Genomic DNA, 21,012 nt, shown 5'->3' with positions numbered 1-21,012 from the left:
TATTACTTCTCCCGCATCGCTTCAGATTGGTATTCACGAATGGGTGCAAGAATATAGTCAATGACTTGTCGCTTGCCTGTTTTTATTTCGGCAACCACAGACATCCCAGGCGATAACGTGACGTTTTTACCTCCGACTATAATATGGTTCTCTTTTAATTCAATGTACGCAGGAAATACCGACCCTAATCTTTCATCTTCCATGGAATCACGGGAAATATGTTTGACTTTTGCATCAATGGTGCCGTATCGAGTATAAGGATAAGAGTCCACTTTAATGGTGACATCTTGATTAGGCACAATAAAGCCCGAGTCTTTATTGAGCACTTTGACTTCAGCAAGCTGTACATTATCATCGGGAACAATCAGCATTAGCCCCTGAGCAGGCTGAACTACACCACCAATGGTATGAATCGCAAGTTGCTGTACTGTACCATCAAGCGGTGCGTAAATGGTTTTTAGTTCATCCCGATCCTGTGCTTTGAATAACTCCTGTCTCGTGGTTGCTAAAGCCATGTCGGCATCATTGTATTTATCAAACCATTCACGTTTCATTTGAGCTTTATAGGCGGTCAACTGTTCTTTTAAGGTCTGGTACTGACTTTGAAAAATCGCCAATTCTGATTGTCGCTGATTTAGCTCTCGTTCAGACGTCAGTTGCTCTTTCTGCTGCTCTAACAATTCAATAGAACCGATGACACTTTTTTTATACAGTTTATCCTTCGCATCGACACGTAATGAAATGTTTTTTATCATCTTTTTTAATTCTATGATGTCTTTCTCAATCCCCTTCTGATTGGTACGGTTAACCGCCATTTCATTCTTAATATTGCGAGTATAGGACTCATATTCCCATACTGCTATCTTAAGGTGTTCATATGTAAGCTGCTTTTGTGCCTCAGACATACCCTCCAGGTATTGGATGGAATCTAATGGGGTCGGACTTAGCAAAGCTTGATAACGAACTAACTCTCTTTGCTGATATAAGAGCTGGGTTTGCAAGCGTTGTACATCCTGCTCAACGCCAATGGTATTGAGAACCAGTAAAGGTTCTCCAGTATTAACCCATTGACCATCTTCAACGTAAATATTAACAACTCGGCCTTGCTCGTAGGCTTGAATAGTTTGAGTGCGACTCGATACAATCAGCTTTCCTATTGCTGTGGCATTAATATCCAATTCGCCAACATATGCCCAAATAAACGTAATAATTACTCCCAATGTAATAGTAATTGCTGTAATACGAGCGAAAGCAGAAGGTGGCCGCTCTTCTAACGCTAAATGCGCTGGAGCAAAATCATAATAGTCACGGTGCTTTTGTTTAGAGGAATAGCTTTTTTCCTTTCTTAAAAACTTCATACTGCTTCTTTCTTTAACTCTTGTTGTAATACCCATAAACGTGTGTACTGACCTTGCATTGTTAGTAACTGCTCATGAGTTCCTTGTTCTACGTTTTTTCCCTTGTTCATCACAATAATGCGGTCACAATTCCTGATAGTTGATAAACGGTGGGCAATGGTGATCACGGTTCTTCCCTTAGAAAGTTCCTTCATGTTTTCTTGGATCAAAGCTTGGGATTCGTCATCTAAGGCGCTAGTAGCTTCATCGAGGATCAATACATCTGGCTGAGTTAGTAACGTTCGAGCAATAGCGATACGTTGTTTTTGTCCACCTGACAACGATGCACCACCTTCTGCAAGTTCCGTGTCATACCCCATGGGAAGTTTTAAAATAAAATCATGCGCACCAGCCAACTTAGCAGCATGAACTACCTCTTCTAAGGATGCACTTGGCTTAGACTGGGCAATGTTTTCCTTTACGGTTTTGTTGAACAAAAAGCTCTCTTGTAAAACCACCCCCACCTTTTGCCTTAAATAATGAATATCAATAGCATTTAAGGGGTGTCGATTTAAGGTAATTTTGCCTTGCTCTGGCTGATATAGACGTAATAGAAGGCGTGCTAAAGTGCTTTTCCCTGAACCCGATGTACCAACAATACCCAAAGTTTGTCCCTGAGGGAGCACGAGGGTCAGATTTTCAATAATCGGGGCATGTTCAGCCTGATAACGAAAGGTCACATTGTGGAAAATAATATCTCCTCTTATCTCTGGTGTGGAGGCCCCTGATGCCTGCTCTACAGGTAAATTCAACATTTCACCTAGCTTTTCAACCCCAATACGAGCTTGGATATATTGTCTCCAAAGCTCCACAATTCGAGCCAAAGGCTGGGAAATATGATTCGCCATCATATTAAAGGCGATCAGCTGTCCGATAGTCATACGCAGATCTAACACATGCGTAGCCCCTATATATAGGATACCAATGCTGATTACCTTCTGAAAAAGCTGAACCAAATGACTCGATTTGTTGTTTAGTAATTGGGTTTGAAAGCTTGCCTCGACCATATCTTCTGTTTGGCTATCCCAACGTCTTTGTAGGCGAGACTCTACCGCTAAACTTTTAACTGTTTCTGCGCCAGATACAGATTCTGTAAGAAAAGAAGTATTAATAGCTGAGTAGGTAAATTGCTCCTCTACTCGTTTTTGTAAGCGTGGCGTTAACCACCAGGTTAAAACGACATAACAAGGAATAGATAGACAAAACACCCCCGTTAATGTAGGAGATAGAGTGTACATGACATATAAAAACACTCCCATAAACAGAACATCAACCAATAGTGTAAACATAGAGCCAGTCAGAAACTCACGAATAGTATTTAATTCGCGAACTCGCATGACAATAGCTCCAACTTGCCGACTTTTAAAATAGAGCAGAGGAAGTCCTAAGACATGCCGAACCAACTTAAGTCCTAACTGGATATCTATTCGATTTACAGTGTGAGCATAAAGATATTCTCTAAGCCCCTTTAATAACACCTCACAAATACCAGTCACCACTAAACCAAATACCAATACATCTAAGGTTTCCCATGCATGATGCACCAATACCTTATCCATAACCACTTGGAAGAAAAGCGGCGAGACTAGGGCTAGAATTTGCAAAGCAAAAGAGAAAGACAGAATTTCGCCGAGGATCCGTTTGTGTTCAAGAAACGCTGGAACAAACCAACGAATATTAAATCGATTTTGTTTTTTCTTTAAGATATAAACTTTGCCTTGATAAGAATTTTTTAATGTATCGAGAGATATCACTTCAGGCCGATTAGACGATGGCCGTTGTATTAGATAATCCTCTTTTTTTATACCTGCCAAGATAAAAGCTTCATCTTGAGATTCGATAATACAAGGTAGAGGTAATCTATCCAGTTGATGAAAGCCTACTTTCTTACTTTTTAATTTTACATCTTCGTGTTGTTTCAAATCACTGAGATATTCAGTGAAGGATTTATTTTTGAAATTAACAAGACTTCGTACACCATGGACTTTTAATAGCAACTGAGTCGCCAAAATTAACGACTGCTCTTTATTACTCATAATCACGTTCAATTTTATAAAGAAAAAAGCCACACCGCATCAACAGTGTGGCTTTATGAACTAGAAGTTATCTAACAATATCGCTACCAGCAACCAATAGCGGCGCTTCTTGCATATTGTTGGTTGGTGTATCTAACCCATTTGTTACGGTTTCAGAGACACCAAAGGTACTCATTGCTTGAATTAATGCTAGACCATCAATTTCCTGAGGTTCTGGTGTATATTCAGGAAGTGTTTTTGGATCGAAGCTGCTGCCATCTGCAAGCACGACCTCTTCAATGCGATAACGGCCATCCGTATACGCATTCTCTATCGTGATCGAGTCTCCTGAGTCCGCTCCACCTATCAACAGCACCATATGGTTGCCCTCTCGACGGATACCCAGCTCTTCTTTGCTAATGCCCTCACCCAGCACTATCTTGTCAGTCTTACCCCAGCCCGCGTTGCTGCTATAGACGTTATGGTCATAGTCATTAATCGTGTCTTGCCCGTCTCCCCGGTTAAACACATACGTTTCGGCACCTACACTGCCCTCCAAACGGTCATTGCCCGCTCCGCCTCTCAAGGTATTACTTGCATTACGTGCCACATCTCTCTGGTAGGAGTAGTTTGTACTGCGATTTACCTTCAGCGTGTCATCACCCGCACCACCTTCTAACGTGTTTGAGCCGCGACCATTCACCGTCAACGTGTCGTCGCCTTCTCCTCCGCGTAACGTGTCGTTGCCGTCTTGGCCATGCAGCACATCAGCCCCGAGGCCACCATCAACCACATCATTGCCTGAGCCAGCGTCAACCGTATCGTTGCCTGCGCCTGAGTCAATCACATCGTCTCCGCCCTCTGAACGGATTTTGTCATTACCTGAGCCGACGACTATCGTTTCCGCAAAACCACCACCTTGGATATCGTTATCACCTTCAACTGTATATAGCGGAACTTCATGTGTCGGGAAGCTGCTGCCATCTGCAAGCACGACCTCTTCAATGCGATAACGGCCATCCGTATACGCATTCTCTATCGTGATCGAGTCTCCTGAGTCCGCTCCGCCTATCAACAGCACCATATGGTTGCCCTCTCGACGGATACCCAGCTCTTCTTTGCTAATGCCCTCACCCAGCACTATCTTGTCAGTCTTACCCCAGCCCGCGTTGCTGCTATAGACGTTATGGTCATAGTCATTAATCGTGTCTTGCCCGTCTCCCCGGTTAAACACATACGTTTCGGCACCTACACTGCCCTCCAAACGGTCATTGCCCGCTCCGCCTCTCAAGGTATTACTTGCATTACGTGCCACATCTCTCTGGTAGGAGTAGTTTGTACTGCGATTTACCTTCAGCGTGTCATCACCCGCACCACCTTCTAACGTGTTTGAGCCACGACCATTCACCGTCAACGTGTCGTCGCCTTCTCCTCCGCGTAACGTGTCGTTGCCGTCTTGGCCATGCAGCACATCAGCCCCGAGGCCACCATCAACCACATCATTGCCTGAGCCAGCGTCAACCGTATCGTTGCCTGCGCCTGAGTCAATCACATCGTCTCCGCCCTCTGAACGGATTTTGTCATTACCTGAGCCGACGACTATCGTTTCCGCAAAACCACCACCTTGGATATCGTTATCACCTTCAACTGTATATAGCGGAACTTCATGTGTCGGGAGGCTGCTGCCATCTGCAAGCACGACCTCTTCAATGCGATAACGGCCATCCGTATACGCATTCTCTATCGTGATCGAGTCTCCTGAGTCCGCTCCACCTATCAACAGCACCATATGGTTGCCCTCTCGACGGATACCCAGCTCTTCTTTGCTAATGCCCTCACCCAGCACTATCTTGTCAGTCTTACCCCAGCCCGCGTTGCTGCTATAGACGTTATGGTCATAGTCATTAATCGTGTCTTGCCCGTCTCCCCGGTTAAACACATACGTTTCGGCACCTACACTGCCCTCCAAACGGTCATTGCCCGCTCCGCCTCTCAAGGTATTACTTGCATTACGTGCCACATCTCTCTGGTAGGAGTAGTTTGTACTGCGATTTACCTTCAGCGTGTCATCACCCGCACCACCTTCTAACGTGTTTGAGCCGCGACCATTCACCGTCAACGTGTCGTCGCCTTCTCCTCCGCGTAACGTGTCGTTGCCGTCTTGGCCATGCAGCACATCAGCCCCGAGGCCACCATCAACCACATCATTGCCTGAGCCAGCGTCAACCGTATCGTTGCCTGCGCCTGAGTCAATCACATCGTCTCCGCCCTCTGAACGGATTTTGTCATTACCTGAGCCGACGACTATCGTTTCCGCAAAACCACCACCTTGGATATCGTTATCACCTTCAACTGTATATAGCGGAACTTCATGTGTCGGGAAGCTGCTGCCATCTGCAAGCACGACCTCTTCAATGCGATAACGGCCATCCGTATACGCATTCTCTATCGTGATCGAGTCTCCTGAGTCCGCTCCGCCTATCAACAGCACCATATGGTTGCCCTCTCGACGGATACCCAGCTCTTCTTTGCTAATGCCCTCACCCAGCACTATCTTGTCAGTCTTACCCCAGCCCGCGTTGCTGCTATAGACGTTATGGTCATAGTCATTAATCGTGTCTTGCCCGTCTCCCCGGTTAAACACATACGTTTCGGCACCTACACTGCCCTCCAAACGGTCATTGCCCGCTCCGCCTCTCAAGGTATTACTTGCATTACGTGCCACATCTCTCTGGTAGGAGTAGTTTGTACTGCGATTTACCTTCAGCGTGTCATCACCCGCACCACCTTCTAACGTGTTTGAGCCACGACCATTCACCGTCAACGTGTCGTCGCCTTCTCCTCCGCGTAACGTGTCGTTGCCGTCTTGGCCATGCAGCACATCAGCCCCGAGGCCACCATCAACCACATCATTGCCTGAGCCAGCGTCAACCGTATCGTTGCCTGCGCCTGAGTCAATCACATCGTCTCCGCCCTCTGAACGGATTTTGTCATTACCTGAGCCGACGACTATCGTTTCCGCAAAACCACCACCTTGGATATCGTTATCACCTTCAACTGTATATAGCGGAACTTCATGTGTCGGGAGGCTGCTGCCATCTGCAAGCACGACCTCTTCAATGCGATAACGGCCATCCGTATACGCATTCTCTATCGTGATCGAGTCTCCTGAGTCCGCTCCGCCTATCAACAGCACCATATGGTTGCCCTCTCGACGGATACCCAGCTCTTCTTTGCTAATGCCCTCACCCAGCACTATCTTGTCAGTCTTACCCCAGCCCGCGTTGCTGCTATAGACGTTATGGTCATAGTCATTAATCGTGTCTTGCCCGTCTCCCCGGTTAAACACATACGTTTCGGCACCTACACTGCCCTCCAAACGGTCATTGCCCGCTCCGCCTCTCAAGGTATTACTTGCATTACGTGCCACATCTCTCTGGTAGGAGTAGTTTGTACTGCGATTTACCTTCAGCGTGTCATCACCCGCACCACCTTCTAACGTGTTTGAGCCACGACCATTCACCGTCAACGTGTCGTCGCCTTCTCCTCCGCGTAACGTGTCGTTGCCGTCTTGGCCATGCAGCACATCAGCCCCGAGGCCACCATCAACCACATCATTGCCTGAGCCAGCGTCAACCGTATCGTTGCCTGCGCCTGAGTCAATCACATCGTCTCCGCCCTCTGAACGGATTTTGTCATTACCTGAGCCGACGACTATCGTTTCCGCAAAACCACCACCTTGGATATCGTTATCACCTTCAACTGTATGTAGCGGAACTTCATGTGTCGGGAAGCTGCTGCCATCTGCAAGCACGACCTCTTCAATGCGATAACGGCCATCCGTATACGCATTCTCTATCGTGATCGAGTCTCCTGAGTCCGCTCCGCCTATCAACAGCACCATATGGTTGCCCTCTCGACGGATACCCAGCTCTTCTTTGCTAATGCCCTCACCCAGCACTATCTTGTCAGTCTTACCCCAGCCCGCGTTGCTGCTATAGACGTTATGGTCATAGTCATTAATCGTGTCTTGCCCGTCTCCCCGGTTAAACACATACGTTTCGGCACCTACACTGCCCTCCAAACGGTCATTGCCCGCTCCGCCTCTCAAGGTATTACTTGCATTACGTGCCACATCTCTCTGGTAGGAGTAGTTTGTACTGCGATTTACCTTCAGCGTGTCATCACCCGCACCACCTTCTAACGTGTTTGAGCCGCGACCATTCACCGTCAACGTGTCGTCGCCTTCTCCTCCGCGTAACGTGTCGTTGCCGTCTTGGCCATGCAGCACATCAGCCCCGAGGCCACCATCAACCACATCATTGCCTGAGCCAGCGTCAACCGTATCGTTGCCTGCGCCTGAGTCAATCACATCGTCTCCGCCCTCTGAACGGATTTTGTCATTACCTGAGCCGACGACTATCGTTTCCGCAAAACCACCACCTTGGATATCGTTATCACCTTCAACTGTATATAGCGGAACTTCATGTGTCGGGAAGCTGCTGCCATCTGCAAGCACGACCTCTTCAATGCGATAACGGCCATCCGTATACGCATTCTCTATCGTGATCGAGTCTCCTGAGTCCGCTCCACCTATCAACAGCACCATATGGTTGCCCTCTCGACGGATACCCAGCTCTTCTTTGCTAATGCCCTCACCCAGCACTATCTTGTCAGTCTTACCCCAGCCCGCGTTGCTGCTATAGACGTTATGGTCATAGTCATTAATCGTGTCTTGCCCGTCTCCCCGGTTAAACACATACGTTTCGGCACCTACACTGCCCTCCAAACGGTCATTGCCCGCTCCGCCTCTCAAGGTATTACTTGCATTACGTGCCACATCTCTCTGGTAGGAGTAGTTTGTACTGCGATTTACCTTCAGCGTGTCATCACCCGCACCACCTTCTAACGTGTTTGAGCCACGACCATTCACCGTCAACGTGTCGTCGCCTTCTCCTCCGCGTAACGTGTCGTTGCCGTCTTGGCCATGCAGCACATCAGCCCCGAGGCCACCATCAACCACATCATTGCCTGAGCCAGCGTCAACCGTATCGTTGCCTGCGCCTGAGTCAATCACATCGTCTCCGCCCTCTGAACGGATTTTGTCATTACCTGAGCCGACGACTATCGTTTCCGCAAAACCACCACCTTGGATATCGTTATCACCTTCAACTGTATATAGCGGAACTTCATGTGTCGGGAAGCTGCTGCCATCTGCAAGCACGACCTCTTCAATGCGATAACGGCCATCCGTATACGCATTCTCTATCGTGATCGAGTCTCCTGAGTCCGCTCCGCCTATCAACAGCACCATATGGTTGCCCTCTCGACGGATACCCAGCTCTTCTTTGCTAATGCCCTCACCCAGCACTATCTTGTCAGTCTTACCCCAGCCCGCGTTGCTGCTATAGACGTTATGGTCATAGTCATTAATCGTGTCTTGCCCGTCTCCCCGGTTAAACACATACGTTTCGGCACCTACACTGCCCTCCAAACGGTCATTGCCCGCTCCGCCTCTCAAGGTATTACTTGCATTACGTGCCACATCTCTCTGGTAGGAGTAGTTTGTACTGCGATTTACCTTCAGCGTGTCATCACCCGCACCACCTTCTAACGTGTTTGAGCCGCGACCATTCACCGTCAACGTGTCGTCGCCTTCTCCTCCGCGTAACGTGTCGTTGCCGTCTTGGCCATGCAGCACATCAGCCCCGAGGCCACCATCAACCACATCATTGCCTGAGCCAGCGTCAACCGTATCGTTGCCTGCGCCTGAGTCAATCACATCGTCTCCGCCCTCTGAACGGATTTTGTCATTACCTGAGCCGACGACTATCGTTTCCGCAAAACCACCACCTTGGATATCGTTATCACCTTCAACTGTATATAGCGGAACTTCATGTGTCGGGAAGCTGCTGCCATCTGCAAGCACGACCTCTTCAATGCGATAACGGCCATCCGTATACGCATTCTCTATCGTGATCGAGTCTCCTGAGTCCGCTCCACCTATCAACAGCACCATATGGTTGCCCTCTCGACGGATACCCAGCTCTTCTTTGCTAATGCCCTCACCCAGCACTATCTTGTCAGTCTTACCCCAGCCCGCGTTGCTGCTATAGACGTTATGGTCATAGTCATTAATCGTGTCTTGCCCGTCTCCCCGGTTAAACACATACGTTTCGGCACCTACACTGCCCTCCAAACGGTCATTGCCCGCTCCGCCTCTCAAGGTATTACTTGCATTACGTGCCACATCTCTCTGGTAGGAGTAGTTTGTACTGCGATTTACCTTCAGCGTGTCATCACCCGCACCACCTTCTAACGTGTTTGAGCCGCGACCATTCACCGTCAACGTGTCGTCGCCTTCTCCTCCGCGTAACGTGTCGTTGCCGTCTTGGCCATGCAGCACATCAGCCCCGAGGCCACCATCAACCACATCATTGCCTGAGCCAGCGTCAACCGTATCGTTGCCTGCGCCTGAGTCAATCACATCGTCTCCGCCCTCTGAACGGATTTTGTCATTACCTGAGCCGACGACTATCGTTTCCGCAAAACCACCACCTTGGATATCGTTATCACCTTCAACTGTATATAGCGGAACTTCATGTGTCGGGAGGCTGCTGCCATCTGCAAGCACGACCTCTTCAATGCGATAACGGCCATCCGTATACGCATTCTCTATCGTGATCGAGTCTCCTGAGTCCGCTCCGCCTATCAACAGCACCATATGGTTGCCCTCTCGACGGATACCCAGCTCTTCTTTGCTAATGCCCTCACCCAGCACTATCTTGTCAGTCTTACCCCAGCCCGCGTTGCTGCTATAGACGTTATGGTCATAGTCATTAATCGTGTCTTGCCCGTCTCCCCGGTTAAACACATACGTTTCGGCACCTACACTGCCCTCCAAACGGTCATTGCCCGCTCCGCCTCTCAAGGTATTACTTGCATTACGTGCCACATCTCTCTGGTAGGAGTAGTTTGTACTGCGATTTACCTTCAGCGTGTCATCACCCGCACCACCTTCTAACGTGTTTGAGCCGCGACCATTCACCGTCAACGTGTCGTCGCCTTCTCCTCCGCGTAACGTGTCATTGCCGTCTTGGCCATGCAGCACATCAGCCCCGAGGCCACCATAAATCACATCTATTGAATCTGTGCCAATAACTTTAGCCCCCTCATTCGACAGAAAAACTTTATTTATCGAAGGTGAGTAACTACTATCTACCTTGCTCAAATCGACTACATCATTAGAAAACACCCAATATTTATTACTGTTGCCAAGTGCTAACTTAAGCACGTCACTTTCAGCAAAGTAGTTAACTCCATCACCATCAAGTATTTCGTTTAATGTAGCTTCATCCGCTCCCGAAGCCTGATAAGACTTAATTTTATCTGAAACCAGATACGCTAAAGGGTAACCAAGTGCATGAAAGATAGTTGAACCATTCTTGAACAAGTCCAACAATTCTTCGATTGTTCCAGAAGGGTTATCCTCAAAGTTTTCATCAACTTCAGACACAAAGCCATCGAAAGAAATATCAGGTTTACCATCTATTTCTACAGTGGTTAGATGCTTTAAATATTTCTTAGCAACAGACTCAGAGTATATTTTATCAAAAGCCCTATTAATAAAATGTTCATAAGCATCATCAATCCCAGATTTGATCTGCTCTGAACTTACACCCTGATAGCTTCCTTTTAGAAACCAATCCCCACCCGATATCGTTTCCAATAAACGAACTTTATCTTTCATTTCTTCACTAAGTAACAACTCGGCGCCATTTACATTAAAATGATATTCTTTATTTAACACATCAGTATTAGACAATTCGACCAACTCATTAAAAATAAGCTTAAGCTTACCTTTAAATTCAGCCTTATCATTAGTAGCACTTAGTGATAACAATAACTGTTTAAAATCTTCACTTATTTGTGATGCACTATGAAAATCTCTAAGATAACCACTACCATAAAATTGGACTGCTCCATTTTTTATATCATCATCAATAACAACATCTTTATATTTCGTATTAACATTTGAAACGTCAAATATTAAGCTTTCAGTTTCTCTCTTTACATTATCAGTCCGTGTATATGTTGATTTTAAATTGTTTGAGTCAAGAGATATCTCTTTAACTTCAGATTGAGATAAAGTTAATAACTCATCCCTTTCAGTTTCACCACTTCCATTTTTATCAACCCAAACCTGCAATGAATTAAATATTTCATCTTGTTTGTTAATTACCCCATCATTATTGCTATCAAAATCTTTTAATGCATCAAAACCATCAGCAGCGACTTCCCCATTTAGCTTTTTTGTTTGATCGCCAAATAATTCATTACCATCATCAACCCTGCCATTATTGTTCTTATCAAGAACTAAGAAACCATCACTATTGTCTATCCAATCAGTTTTATTTTTTATTCCATCGCCATCAAAATCAAAGTAAGCCCACTCTTTTTTTACATTAATTCCATCCCCATTTAGGTCTAAAATGAGAGGGTCTCTTCTCGGTGGAGGGGCCTCAGCATTGCGTACTTTATCTAACGATTCTCCGCATATATCTTGTTCATAATCATTATTCCCAAGACCAGCTTTATTCAACATATCATTGAGGTCTTGATTATGTTCTATTGCTTTATCAACAAGACTCTTACTTTTATCAATTGCATCACCTGCTAATGCACCACGAACATCATCCAGTAGACCAGTTATTAACCCTGTAGAACCTAAACTATCTTTAGCAATGGATTTCTCTATATCTCTAATTCGTTTTGCATTTTCACTAGTAGGGTTGTCCTTATAAATTTCACATGCTTCTTTTAGGTCATCTGTACCTTGAATTGCGCTAATTAATGAACTTCCATCATCTATAATGCCAATTCCCGTATTAATATTATCATGTGTGTTTTTTATTTTAATTATATTATCGCTTATCATTACTACCTCCATTAAGTTCAATGTATTCAATAGCGTATATACTTCCAGCACTTGCAGCTTTTTCCATTAGCTTCCAGCCCAAGCGAGGGTTTTTATCTACAAATTTCCCTTCAATATAAAATACAGCTAGAACAGCCATTGATGCCACATCGCCACCTTCTGATGATAAATTCAAATAATGAAGTGCTTTATGAATGTCTTGATTAACAATAACACCATCAAAATAAATTCGTGACAATAATGCGAGAGAATTTAAATTACCCTTTACTGAAGCACCTTCTAGGTAATCAATCACCAAATAGTATTTACTGACATCTGCACTTTCCATTATTATTTTTGCTGCATTATACATTGATTTTGCGTGACCAGAATTAGCAGACCTAACAAACCAAAATAAAGCGGCATCAAGATCTTTTTTGAGTCCATATCCATTGAGATAACCAAGCCCAACAATAAATTGAGCTAGCACAACATTACCATTAGCTGCTTTTAGATAGTAATAATTTGCTTTATCTATATTTTTACTAACATAAATACCAAACTCAAACATCATTCCCAATTTAAAATTTGCAGTTTCATTTCCTAGTGTTGATTGGTTTAAAAGCTCTTCGAATAGCTGATTTTGTTGAGTTGAATTGAATAGTTCGTTACAAGGTTTATATCCTAGAAACCTTCCTGTACACTCAGCAAGTGAGTTATTACTATATAACCCAATAATAAATACACTAATGAGAAACAATCTACTGATTTTCATTTTTATTTTTTACATTCCTTATTACATTCAATATAGTTCAGTCAGAGTCATATTTTTATGCTGTTATTAATTTTAAATAAAGAGCCAACAGTACACATATCAAGGCATAAATGCCTAGTTTATAATGCGCCAACAATTATTACTCCAAAAAAATCACGCTGTCAACAATTTGACACAAGCATAAATTTACCGTGTGAGATCGCAAACGCCCCCTGTGTCAGGATAGTTGTCGCCTAATCTAAATCCGTAGATTAGGCAGGGGGGGGTAAGCAGAAAATATGTCCCGCTATCCAGAAGAACGAAAAAACGCCATCCTTAAGAAGTTGTTACCGCCGATGAGTATGTCAGTACCAAAACTGGCTAAACAAGAAGGCATTAGCGAAGCAACCCTGTACAATTGGCGCAATCAAATCAGAGAAACAGGAAGTCCAGTGCCTAACAGTGGTCAATCTCCGGAACAATGGTCACCGGAAGTCAAATTTGCCGTAGTGGTTGAAACCGCCAGCTTATCCGAAATCGAACTGGGTGAGTATTGTCGCTCTAAAGGCTTATATCCGGAACAAGTTGTCCAATGGCGTGAAGCCTGTATCAATGGTACTGCTTCTGCTAAATCCAGTGATAAGGAAGCGCAAGCTAAGTTAAAAGCTGAGCGTCGCAAGACCAAGCAGCTTGAGAAAGAACTTCGGCGGAAAGATAAAGCGTTAGCAGAGACCACTGCATTGCTGGTATTAAGAAAAAAGTTCGACGCCCTTTGGGAGGACGACGAGGTCGATTAACGCCTCTAACTGAGCGAAAACAAATAGCCACATGGGTCGAAGAAGCTGTAGCCTCAGGAGCACGCAAAACAATGGCTTGTAAGACCATTGAGCTGCCAATCCGTACGCTACAACGCTGGTTAAATAAAGGGATAGTCGGAGATGACAGACGGTTAACAGCAAAGCGTCCGATACCGGCAAATAAGCTGTCTGACGACGATGTGGCCCGGATCCTTGAGATCTGTAATCGTGAAGAATATGCCAGTCTTCCGCCATCTCAGATCGTTCCCAGGTTAGCAGATGACAACATATATCTGGCATCAGAGTCGACCTTTTATCGAGTACTGAAAGCGCATAACCAGCTTCATCATCGTGGCCGCTCACAAGCTCCGCGAAAAGTGAAAGCACCAACGAGTTATACAGCGGAGAAACCCAACCAAGTTTGGTCTTGGGACATTACCTATTTAAGCAGTATTGTTCGAGGACAGTACTTCTACCTTTATATGGTCGAAGACATTTACAGCCGTAAAATTGTCGGCTGGGAAGTCTATGAAAGCGAGTCCGGAGAGCAAGCTGCGGCGTTGATGCTCATTATGAGTCCATTGCGTCTGTTATTATTTCAACTACTATAGGTCTTAACACGGAAAACTGCATGTACATGCTCGTTCACAGCTTTGGTATGCTTTGACTAAGATTCTTTCTATCCAATTCGGCTCCAATCTTTATTAATGCATTAACTGCAATGATTCGGTTTAGTGTCAACGGCCCATCTATTAGGTATGATCAGTAAGCCTTTTTTGATACTCCATCCTCTCCAATCATCACTTAATGGTTCTAATTCAAGGCCTCATCATAAGATTAATCTAGTCAAATAAGCCTCTGTTTTTTTACAATCAAAAGCCCGCGCCCCATAACCCTCACAAAGTAGTTCATCAGGTAAGTACTCGTCATATTTTTCAATATGCTTTTCATCAACCATTTTAGCCAAACCTGCTTCTGTTGGTAATCCAGTTTGAAACGCACTTTTGAGGCATTGGACTACATCATCAATGGAAGCCTTCTCTACCTCAACAACGCCAGCAAATGCTCCTGCTTTGAAACCATTTTGCAAGAGAATTGCCGATATCGTATTGACAACCTTATCACCCATCCAGGTAAAAATATAAACGTATTGTCCCTGTTGAATAATTGATTTTGACTCTAGCTTACTATCCTTAAAGAAGCATACACCTTCCTTAAAAAGGCTCTTCGCTGCTGCGTCTATGTAATCTACCTTTCCATGACCAACTGGTATGCGGTAATCACCCTCGCAATAAATTTGGAACATCTCTTGACGAACAACATCATGAATAGACATTCCTTCTCCACCGAAAGAAGGAGGCTTGCCGCCTTTAGTAGCTTCAACATGAATAACTTTCTTATCACTATCTACATCGAGCACTTTCCAGCGGCGACCACCAAAAATAATGTGCTGTCCCTGGATGACAACCGAGTCTATTGGTAATGTACCAAGGTTTTTATTGCCGACCACGACACGAAACTCTTCTGGTGTTTTGAACACTGCGTAGAAAGTATATTGGTTTACTAACCGCTCTCCCTGAATACCAAGCACAAGTTCGCCACTCGATAGCTGAGTCAATAGTTCACAAGAGCCCATATGGGATAGCAACAGCTTAAAATGTTGGATCGTTGTCTTTTGGAAAGGGCCTTTCGTACAGAGTAATGTATAAAGCTGATCTGCTCGTATCCCTCCCCACTGGGCGGTTACTGCTAGCACTTGGTGCAATAACGTCGAAAAGTGCATTTGGCTTGTATCAGCAGGTTCAAACCATTTACTGGCAATCAGCAATCGAATCATAGCCAGCGATTGAACCAACTCCATTCGAAGTTTATCGATAATACTAGAGCTTTTAGTAAGTTCATCTTCAGAGATAAGCATGCGAAGAATTGCCGGAGAATTTCTTCTACCGGAACGCCCCATTCGTTGTCGAAGACTAGATACAGAATGAGGAGCAGTGACCTGAACAACCGAATTAACTTTACCTATATCGATACCTAATTCAAGCGTCATGGTACACACAGCAGTCGTTGGTAGCATTTCCTTTTGCAACCGAGCTTCCAGCTCTTCCCGAAGCTCTTTAGACAGCGAGCCGTGATGCGGAAAGAACTCATTGGGAACGATATTTTGCTCGCATAAATCACTCAGTTGAGCGGCAATACTTTCAGTTCGATTGCGACTATTTGCAAATACCAAATGAGAGCCACCACGACATAATCTATATAACTCCTCGCAAATCTGATCTTCAGCCGAAGATCGTAAATCGTCGGGTTGTAATTCCAAGGGCTCTATATAACCACGAACCTGAATTTTAAGTGTTGCTTGGCTTTTGCTACTAGTTATGGTTTCACATGACATGCTCTGATTCGGTCTCAACGATAAAGGAACTTTATCTAATTCACCGAGTGTTGCACTTAATGCGACTCGTGGAATCGGATCTGAGTACCTGTTCAGCAAATGCTCTAACCTATTCAATAATGAAAGCAAATGCTGGCCACGATCTGAACCAATAAATACATGAAACTCATCAATGACAATGTATTTAAGAAAACCAAAAGCTTGTTGCACCCAGCCAGCGTCTCTTACAAGTAACGACTCCAATGATTCAGGTGTTATAAGCAAAATACCAGAGGGGGCTTTCTTGGCCTTTTTCTTTTTCGACTGTGCACTATCACCGTGCCAAGGTATAACCGACATATCTAGCACTTCACAGAGACTTTCTAATCGACGGTACTGATCATTAATAAGCGCTTTAAGAGGGCTGATATAGAGAATGCCAAAACCTTCCTCTATATCAGCAATTGCACTACAGGCGGGAAGAAAGAATGCCTCAGTCTTACCCGCAGCAGTAGATGCACTAATCAACACATCTCGATCACCAGATAAAATCGGCTCAATGGCTCGCTTTTGGATTTCTCTTAAGTCAGGCCAACCTTGCTTAAACACCCACCGTTGAACTCGGGTGTCGAGAAGTTGATATTCATCCATCATAATTTGAAGTCTACTAACCCCTCAGAATCACAGTTTTCCTCCCCAATAACGTCAAGTTCAACATCACTAGGACGATCCACTTCAACAATTGATGCTTCAATCAGTTGTGACCATTCTACTGAAGGGTTTTGTTCTAATACTGCGAGCACATCCAAAAACGCCTTAATGGTATTCCTTGGCGTACGAAAGTACGCATCACCAATAGTTTTGTTACAGTGATGTAGAAATGATTTCAATGCCTCATCGGGAACTAAATACTTCGACGTATCTCCGCTTGCAAATACATGACGAAGATTCTTCAACAAAATGTAAAGTTCCTCTGGTGTAAGGCTAGCTAGATGCAATGCTGGCGATGAATAATCAATAACACCAGCTCTTTGGGCAAATCTATTTTCTGCTAATCGTGACTGCAAGGCTTCATAACTATATAACCCTTTTCTCGGGTCAAGTAAAAACTCGGGGGTTCCCCCCAACAAAAAGCCAAGGTGCTCTGTTGTACCTTGCAGGCAATCATTCAAAATTCTAAGAATCTGTTCATAGTTCGAAGTACGAGCCTGAGTGCTGTTTAACTTATACAGATTTACCATTTCATCAAGGTTAACCAAAAGGCCTTCGTAACCAGCCTGTCGAACAAATAAACTCATCAATTTCAAAGCATCATAAAATGAAGAGTCTGAAATTATTGTACGAACCCCCAAATCTTTCTTCGCGTCGGTTTTTGTTGAATATTCTGCACGTAACCAACGAATAGCATTTGCTCTCATGGTTTCATTATCTTGCTCATGTCCAATCCAATAAGATTCAATAACTTTTGCAAAATCGTAACCACCAACAAGTTCTGAGAGCGAAGCCAGTTTTTCGTGGATTACAGAAGACACATTGGCTTCTTTTGCCTCTGCTTCTTTTCTAGCCTCCGTCACAAACCGCTCAACAACACTGGTGAGAGCATTACCGTCAGGCTTATTCCGAGTTGCCAAATTGCGCATAAGCTCTGAATACAGATTACGTGCTTGACCTGATGATGCGTGAATACGTCTATCAGGTGCAAGATCAGCGTTTACAGTTACCAACTTCTTTTCTAATGCAATGGAACGAATAACACTTAAGAAGAATGTTTTACCTGAGCCGTATTCTCCAATTATGAGACGAAATGCGGAACCACCTTCAGTGATCCGTTCTATATCCTGATACAACGCTTTAAGCTCATTTGATCGACCAACCTGAATATGTTGGATACCTATCTTAGGAGTAACACCAGATTTTAAAGATTGAATAATCGCGTCTCGTTCTTTGAGACGAATACGTTTTTCTGCCATGCTTAACCTTCCAATTCTTCAACTACTTCTAAGTCGACATAGATGTCATCGTCATCATCCAGAACCGGGGCATCTACCATGTCAAAAGACCAATCGTTAATAGTTTCAATTGCACCATCTATCATCAAATCAAGCTTCTGACAGAGTTCAGCAACTTCTTTGCGTGCCCATTTTTCTTTCGAGATAAGACTCTGATAAAGCTCATGGTGCGAAGCTTCTAATCCACCAGCGCTTTGTCCCGATGAGGATTTCACTTGTTTCTCATTCTGCGGTTCAGGCTCTTCATCAACAAAGATGGCTCCTAGCATAGTTTGAACATCATTTGTCTCCGATTCATGTAGAGCCAAGATATTCTCATCCAATTCAAAGCTAGGCTTATCTTGATCCTGCACTGTGGACTTGACCGGAGAGGTTGATATTGGAGAGACTTGAGTGCTAGTTTTGCTAGAAGAGAACCTATGGATATCACTTGTTACTAGAGATTTATCAAGACCGAGTGCTGTGTAAAGTTTCTCAAGCTGTTTGATTTCTGTTGGATCAATTTTTCCATCGGCTAAGGAAACACCTATGAGGATATGACTGACTGCAGCTTTCTCCTTATCACCAAGCTTTTCCAACCGTGCTTTTAAGCCAATCATATTGGCAGGAGTATTTAATCGCCAAGTTAGATAAGCATTTAATGAACTCTTTTCAGTTGGTGAAAGCTTAGTATTGTGAGCTATTAACTGATGAAGCACATTTAATTCTGATTCATCAACGTCGGAGTCAATATTCGCAACCATAGATCCAAGTCGCAGCGCCATACCCACTTCATTGAATGCTTTTGATGGTTCAAAAAAGTCACCATGGCCTCCAATGAACAACACTACCTTTCCGTCTAAGGTAAGTTTTGCATTATGATATCGTGAGTCAGGTGCAATTCCGAAACCTGCTTTCTGAGCAAGACTTTGAATAAGCTCAGTTTCTTTCTTGTTGATTTTAGCAGGGAGAGGAGTTCCAGTATGTGCCCAAAAGTCGGCAACTGTTACTAACCCTTTGTTAGCAGAAATACTCTTGTCAGCCCAATCTTTAAATCCTCCAATAACAGATGATGATTCCGCATTGGCCAATTCATCAGGTAACAGCATCACTGCGGCAACGTCGTTTTTCGAAGTACCCTTCTTACCAAGATACCGACTATATGCATCAAGCTCACTTGTACAGCTGTCTGCTATCGTAATAAGCTTTTTCACTGGAGTCTTCAATACACTTGGATCAGGCAAGTCCTGCTGCTCAATCTTTACACCCCGGATTGAACTACTGGCTGGCCAGTATTCAAGCTTCAACCGAGTCTTATTAGGTTTGACGACTAAACCTTCTCCAAATGTTTCCGTGTATTTCGACTTAAATAGCTTCGCGAACTCGACATCACAGCGTCTTGCCGGAGTTCTGAGATTATATTCTGGATAGAACTTAACCCAAGCCAATGCCATTTCTGCGGGGATTGGTTCTTCGTCATGGACGGTTGTAGCCAAATGATACTTAAATAAGAGGGAATCACTGCCTGGTGAAAACTCATCCTCTTGAAGAGATACAATATCAGGCTGAGTAAGGCACATCAGTTCAAGTAAACGGGTTGAGTAGTTAAAGAAAGAACGATTATGCGAATATATCGCTCTCAGTCGCTGCAGCTCATCAAATAATGAAATGTATTCAAAGTCTTCAACATTTCCCTGAGCAGCATCAACAACTACACGTCTTTCTAGCCCATAAAAATAAATGAATATATAACCAATTGGCATGTCTGGCTTACTTCTATCACTCGCAAGCCAATCAAGGTAGACACCACGGCACCTAGCTGATAGTGATATATATTTAGGCCAGTACCCTAAGGAGTCATCCTCAAGTGTATGTGAGTCCAATGTTGATATACTTGATACCTGTAATGAGTCGTCAATGAGAGAGGCTTCAGTACCATATCCATCTAATGAGCTAAGCTGTCCCCCAAAATAGAAGTTACCATTAGTAATTTTTCGACCATGAACAACTACCGATTCACCAGGGCTTATCCAACGACCTAATGTTTTATTTTTGCTTACCTCCTCTTCATAGCCATAGGAGATAGTAAATGTTGCAAGATCATCATCTAGCTCTTCATTAGTACTTTGTTCATTTTGAGACCTGCTTCTCTGAGATGAAGCTTCAACCTTAAAATTACCCCACTCATCTTTCACTTTTTGTGGATAATTTGACATGGGTTTCGAGTTCTTTTGTTGTTTAAAAAACAAAACATAAACAATGTAACAGCCACCTAAAAATAGCAAAAATTCCATGACGTATTCCGAAGCGTAGTAAGCCCTTGATGATATTAAGGCAGTTTAGCCCCATATGAAACATTTAGATGTTACATCGATAGCACACTTATACCCCGTATACGGATTGATTTCAGATAAACACCCTAAATTCGTCTGTAAAGTAACTTCCGAGAAAGAGCTTCCCCCATAAAAGCTAGATTTAAGGCATCTCTATTAGGATTTCACGGCGGCTGATTGTACCCAATCAAAGTTCTGGGTGGCGTTATATCGTCACGCCCTAGTTCAGTACCGCGAAGGTTAACGACATTGAAATCTATGAGAGTAATAAGGCTGTACAGGAAGGAAAATTACGCTCTAACCACCAACAGTGGCAAATCCTCACGTAATACTGACCATTCACTATATACAGTCCACACAGCAGACGTGAAGTAACTCAAGTTTCTCAACACCCACTTTCCCGTGATTTCTATGCTTAACCGGAAAAGTGATTTTCA

The 21,012-nt window shown here is 44.2% G+C and carries 7 protein-coding genes and 1 pseudogene; 1 reads left to right on the top strand and 7 read right to left on the bottom strand.

What is annotated here, in order from left to right:
- Positions 1 to 2: 2 nt before the first annotated feature.
- The 4 genes from AACQ93_RS07905 to AACQ93_RS07890 all read right to left on the bottom strand — a co-directional run bounded on the left by AACQ93_RS07905 (position 3) and on the right by AACQ93_RS07890 (position 13,104).
- Positions 3 to 1,358, bottom strand: coding sequence for an HlyD family type I secretion periplasmic adaptor subunit (locus AACQ93_RS07905; protein WP_064603659.1), 1,356 nt, complete (start codon positions 1,356 to 1,358; stop codon positions 3 to 5).
- Positions 1,355 to 3,433 (bottom strand): peptidase domain-containing ABC transporter, encoded by a 2,079-nt coding sequence (locus AACQ93_RS07900; protein WP_064603655.1) that lies wholly within the window; start codon positions 3,431 to 3,433, stop codon positions 1,355 to 1,357. Before AACQ93_RS07900 ends, AACQ93_RS07905 begins: the two co-directional genes overlap by 4 nt.
- A 67-nt stretch (positions 3,434 to 3,500) precedes the next feature.
- A complete protein-coding gene (locus tag AACQ93_RS07895; RefSeq protein WP_198160105.1) occupies positions 3,501 to 11,162 on the bottom strand; it encodes a calcium-binding protein in 7,662 nt (2,553 codons plus the stop codon).
- A gap of 1,174 nt (positions 11,163 to 12,336) precedes the next feature.
- A complete protein-coding gene (locus AACQ93_RS07890; protein ID WP_064603650.1) occupies positions 12,337 to 13,104 on the bottom strand; it encodes a tetratricopeptide repeat protein in 768 nt (255 codons plus the stop codon).
- Between the two features lie 278 nt (positions 13,105 to 13,382).
- On the opposite strand from AACQ93_RS07890, the pseudogene AACQ93_RS07885 reads away from it, so the two are divergent.
- Positions 13,383 to 14,446: pseudogene (locus tag AACQ93_RS07885) on the top strand (transposase); the annotation flags it as partial.
- Between the two features lie 263 nt (positions 14,447 to 14,709).
- Here the strand turns inward: AACQ93_RS07885 and AACQ93_RS07880 are convergent.
- Genes AACQ93_RS07880 through AACQ93_RS07870 form a run of 3 tightly spaced genes read right to left on the bottom strand, consistent with a single transcriptional unit; the run spans position 14,710 to position 20,536 of the window.
- Positions 14,710 to 16,908, bottom strand: a complete 2,199-nt coding sequence (locus tag AACQ93_RS07880; protein WP_064603642.1) for a DEAD/DEAH box helicase — start codon at positions 16,906 to 16,908, stop codon at positions 14,710 to 14,712.
- Positions 16,905 to 18,224 (bottom strand): ATP-binding protein, encoded by a 1,320-nt coding sequence (locus AACQ93_RS07875; protein ID WP_064603639.1) that lies wholly within the window; start codon positions 18,222 to 18,224, stop codon positions 16,905 to 16,907. The genes AACQ93_RS07880 and AACQ93_RS07875 overlap by 4 nt, the downstream gene beginning before the upstream one ends.
- Before the next feature lie 2 nt (positions 18,225 to 18,226).
- Entirely contained in the window at positions 18,227 to 20,536 is a 2,310-nt protein-coding gene (locus AACQ93_RS07870) for a tellurite resistance TerB family protein (RefSeq protein ID WP_064603636.1), read from the bottom strand.
- Positions 20,537 to 21,012 lie beyond the last annotated feature (476 nt).

Source organism: Photobacterium sp. J15 (assembly GCF_963870815.1).
GTDB lineage: Bacteria > Pseudomonadota > Gammaproteobacteria > Enterobacterales > Vibrionaceae > Photobacterium > Photobacterium marinum.
The sequence above is the reverse complement of the archived record's forward strand: the minus strand, read 5'-3'. Positions and strand labels throughout refer to the sequence as shown.

Bases quoted from the DNA above. Each gene is read 5' to 3' on its own strand.
- AACQ93_RS07905 (WP_064603659.1), bottom strand. From the start codon at position 1,358: ATGAAGTTTTTAAGAAAGGAAAAAAGCTATTCCTCTAAACAAAAGCAC.
- AACQ93_RS07900 (WP_064603655.1), bottom strand. From the start codon at position 3,433: ATGAGTAATAAAGAGCAGTCGTTAATTTTGGCGACTCAGTTGCTATTA.
- AACQ93_RS07895 (WP_198160105.1), bottom strand. From the start codon at position 11,162: ATGAAAGATAAAGTTCGTTTATTGGAAACGATATCGGGTGGGGATTGG.
- AACQ93_RS07890 (WP_064603650.1), bottom strand. From the start codon at position 13,104: ATGAAAATCAGTAGATTGTTTCTCATTAGTGTATTTATTATTGGGTTA.
- AACQ93_RS07880 (WP_064603642.1), bottom strand. From the start codon at position 16,908: ATGATGGATGAATATCAACTTCTCGACACCCGAGTTCAACGGTGGGTG.
- AACQ93_RS07875 (WP_064603639.1), bottom strand. From the start codon at position 18,224: ATGGCAGAAAAACGTATTCGTCTCAAAGAACGAGACGCGATTATTCAA.
- AACQ93_RS07870 (WP_064603636.1), bottom strand. From the start codon at position 20,536: ATGGAATTTTTGCTATTTTTAGGTGGCTGTTACATTGTTTATGTTTTG.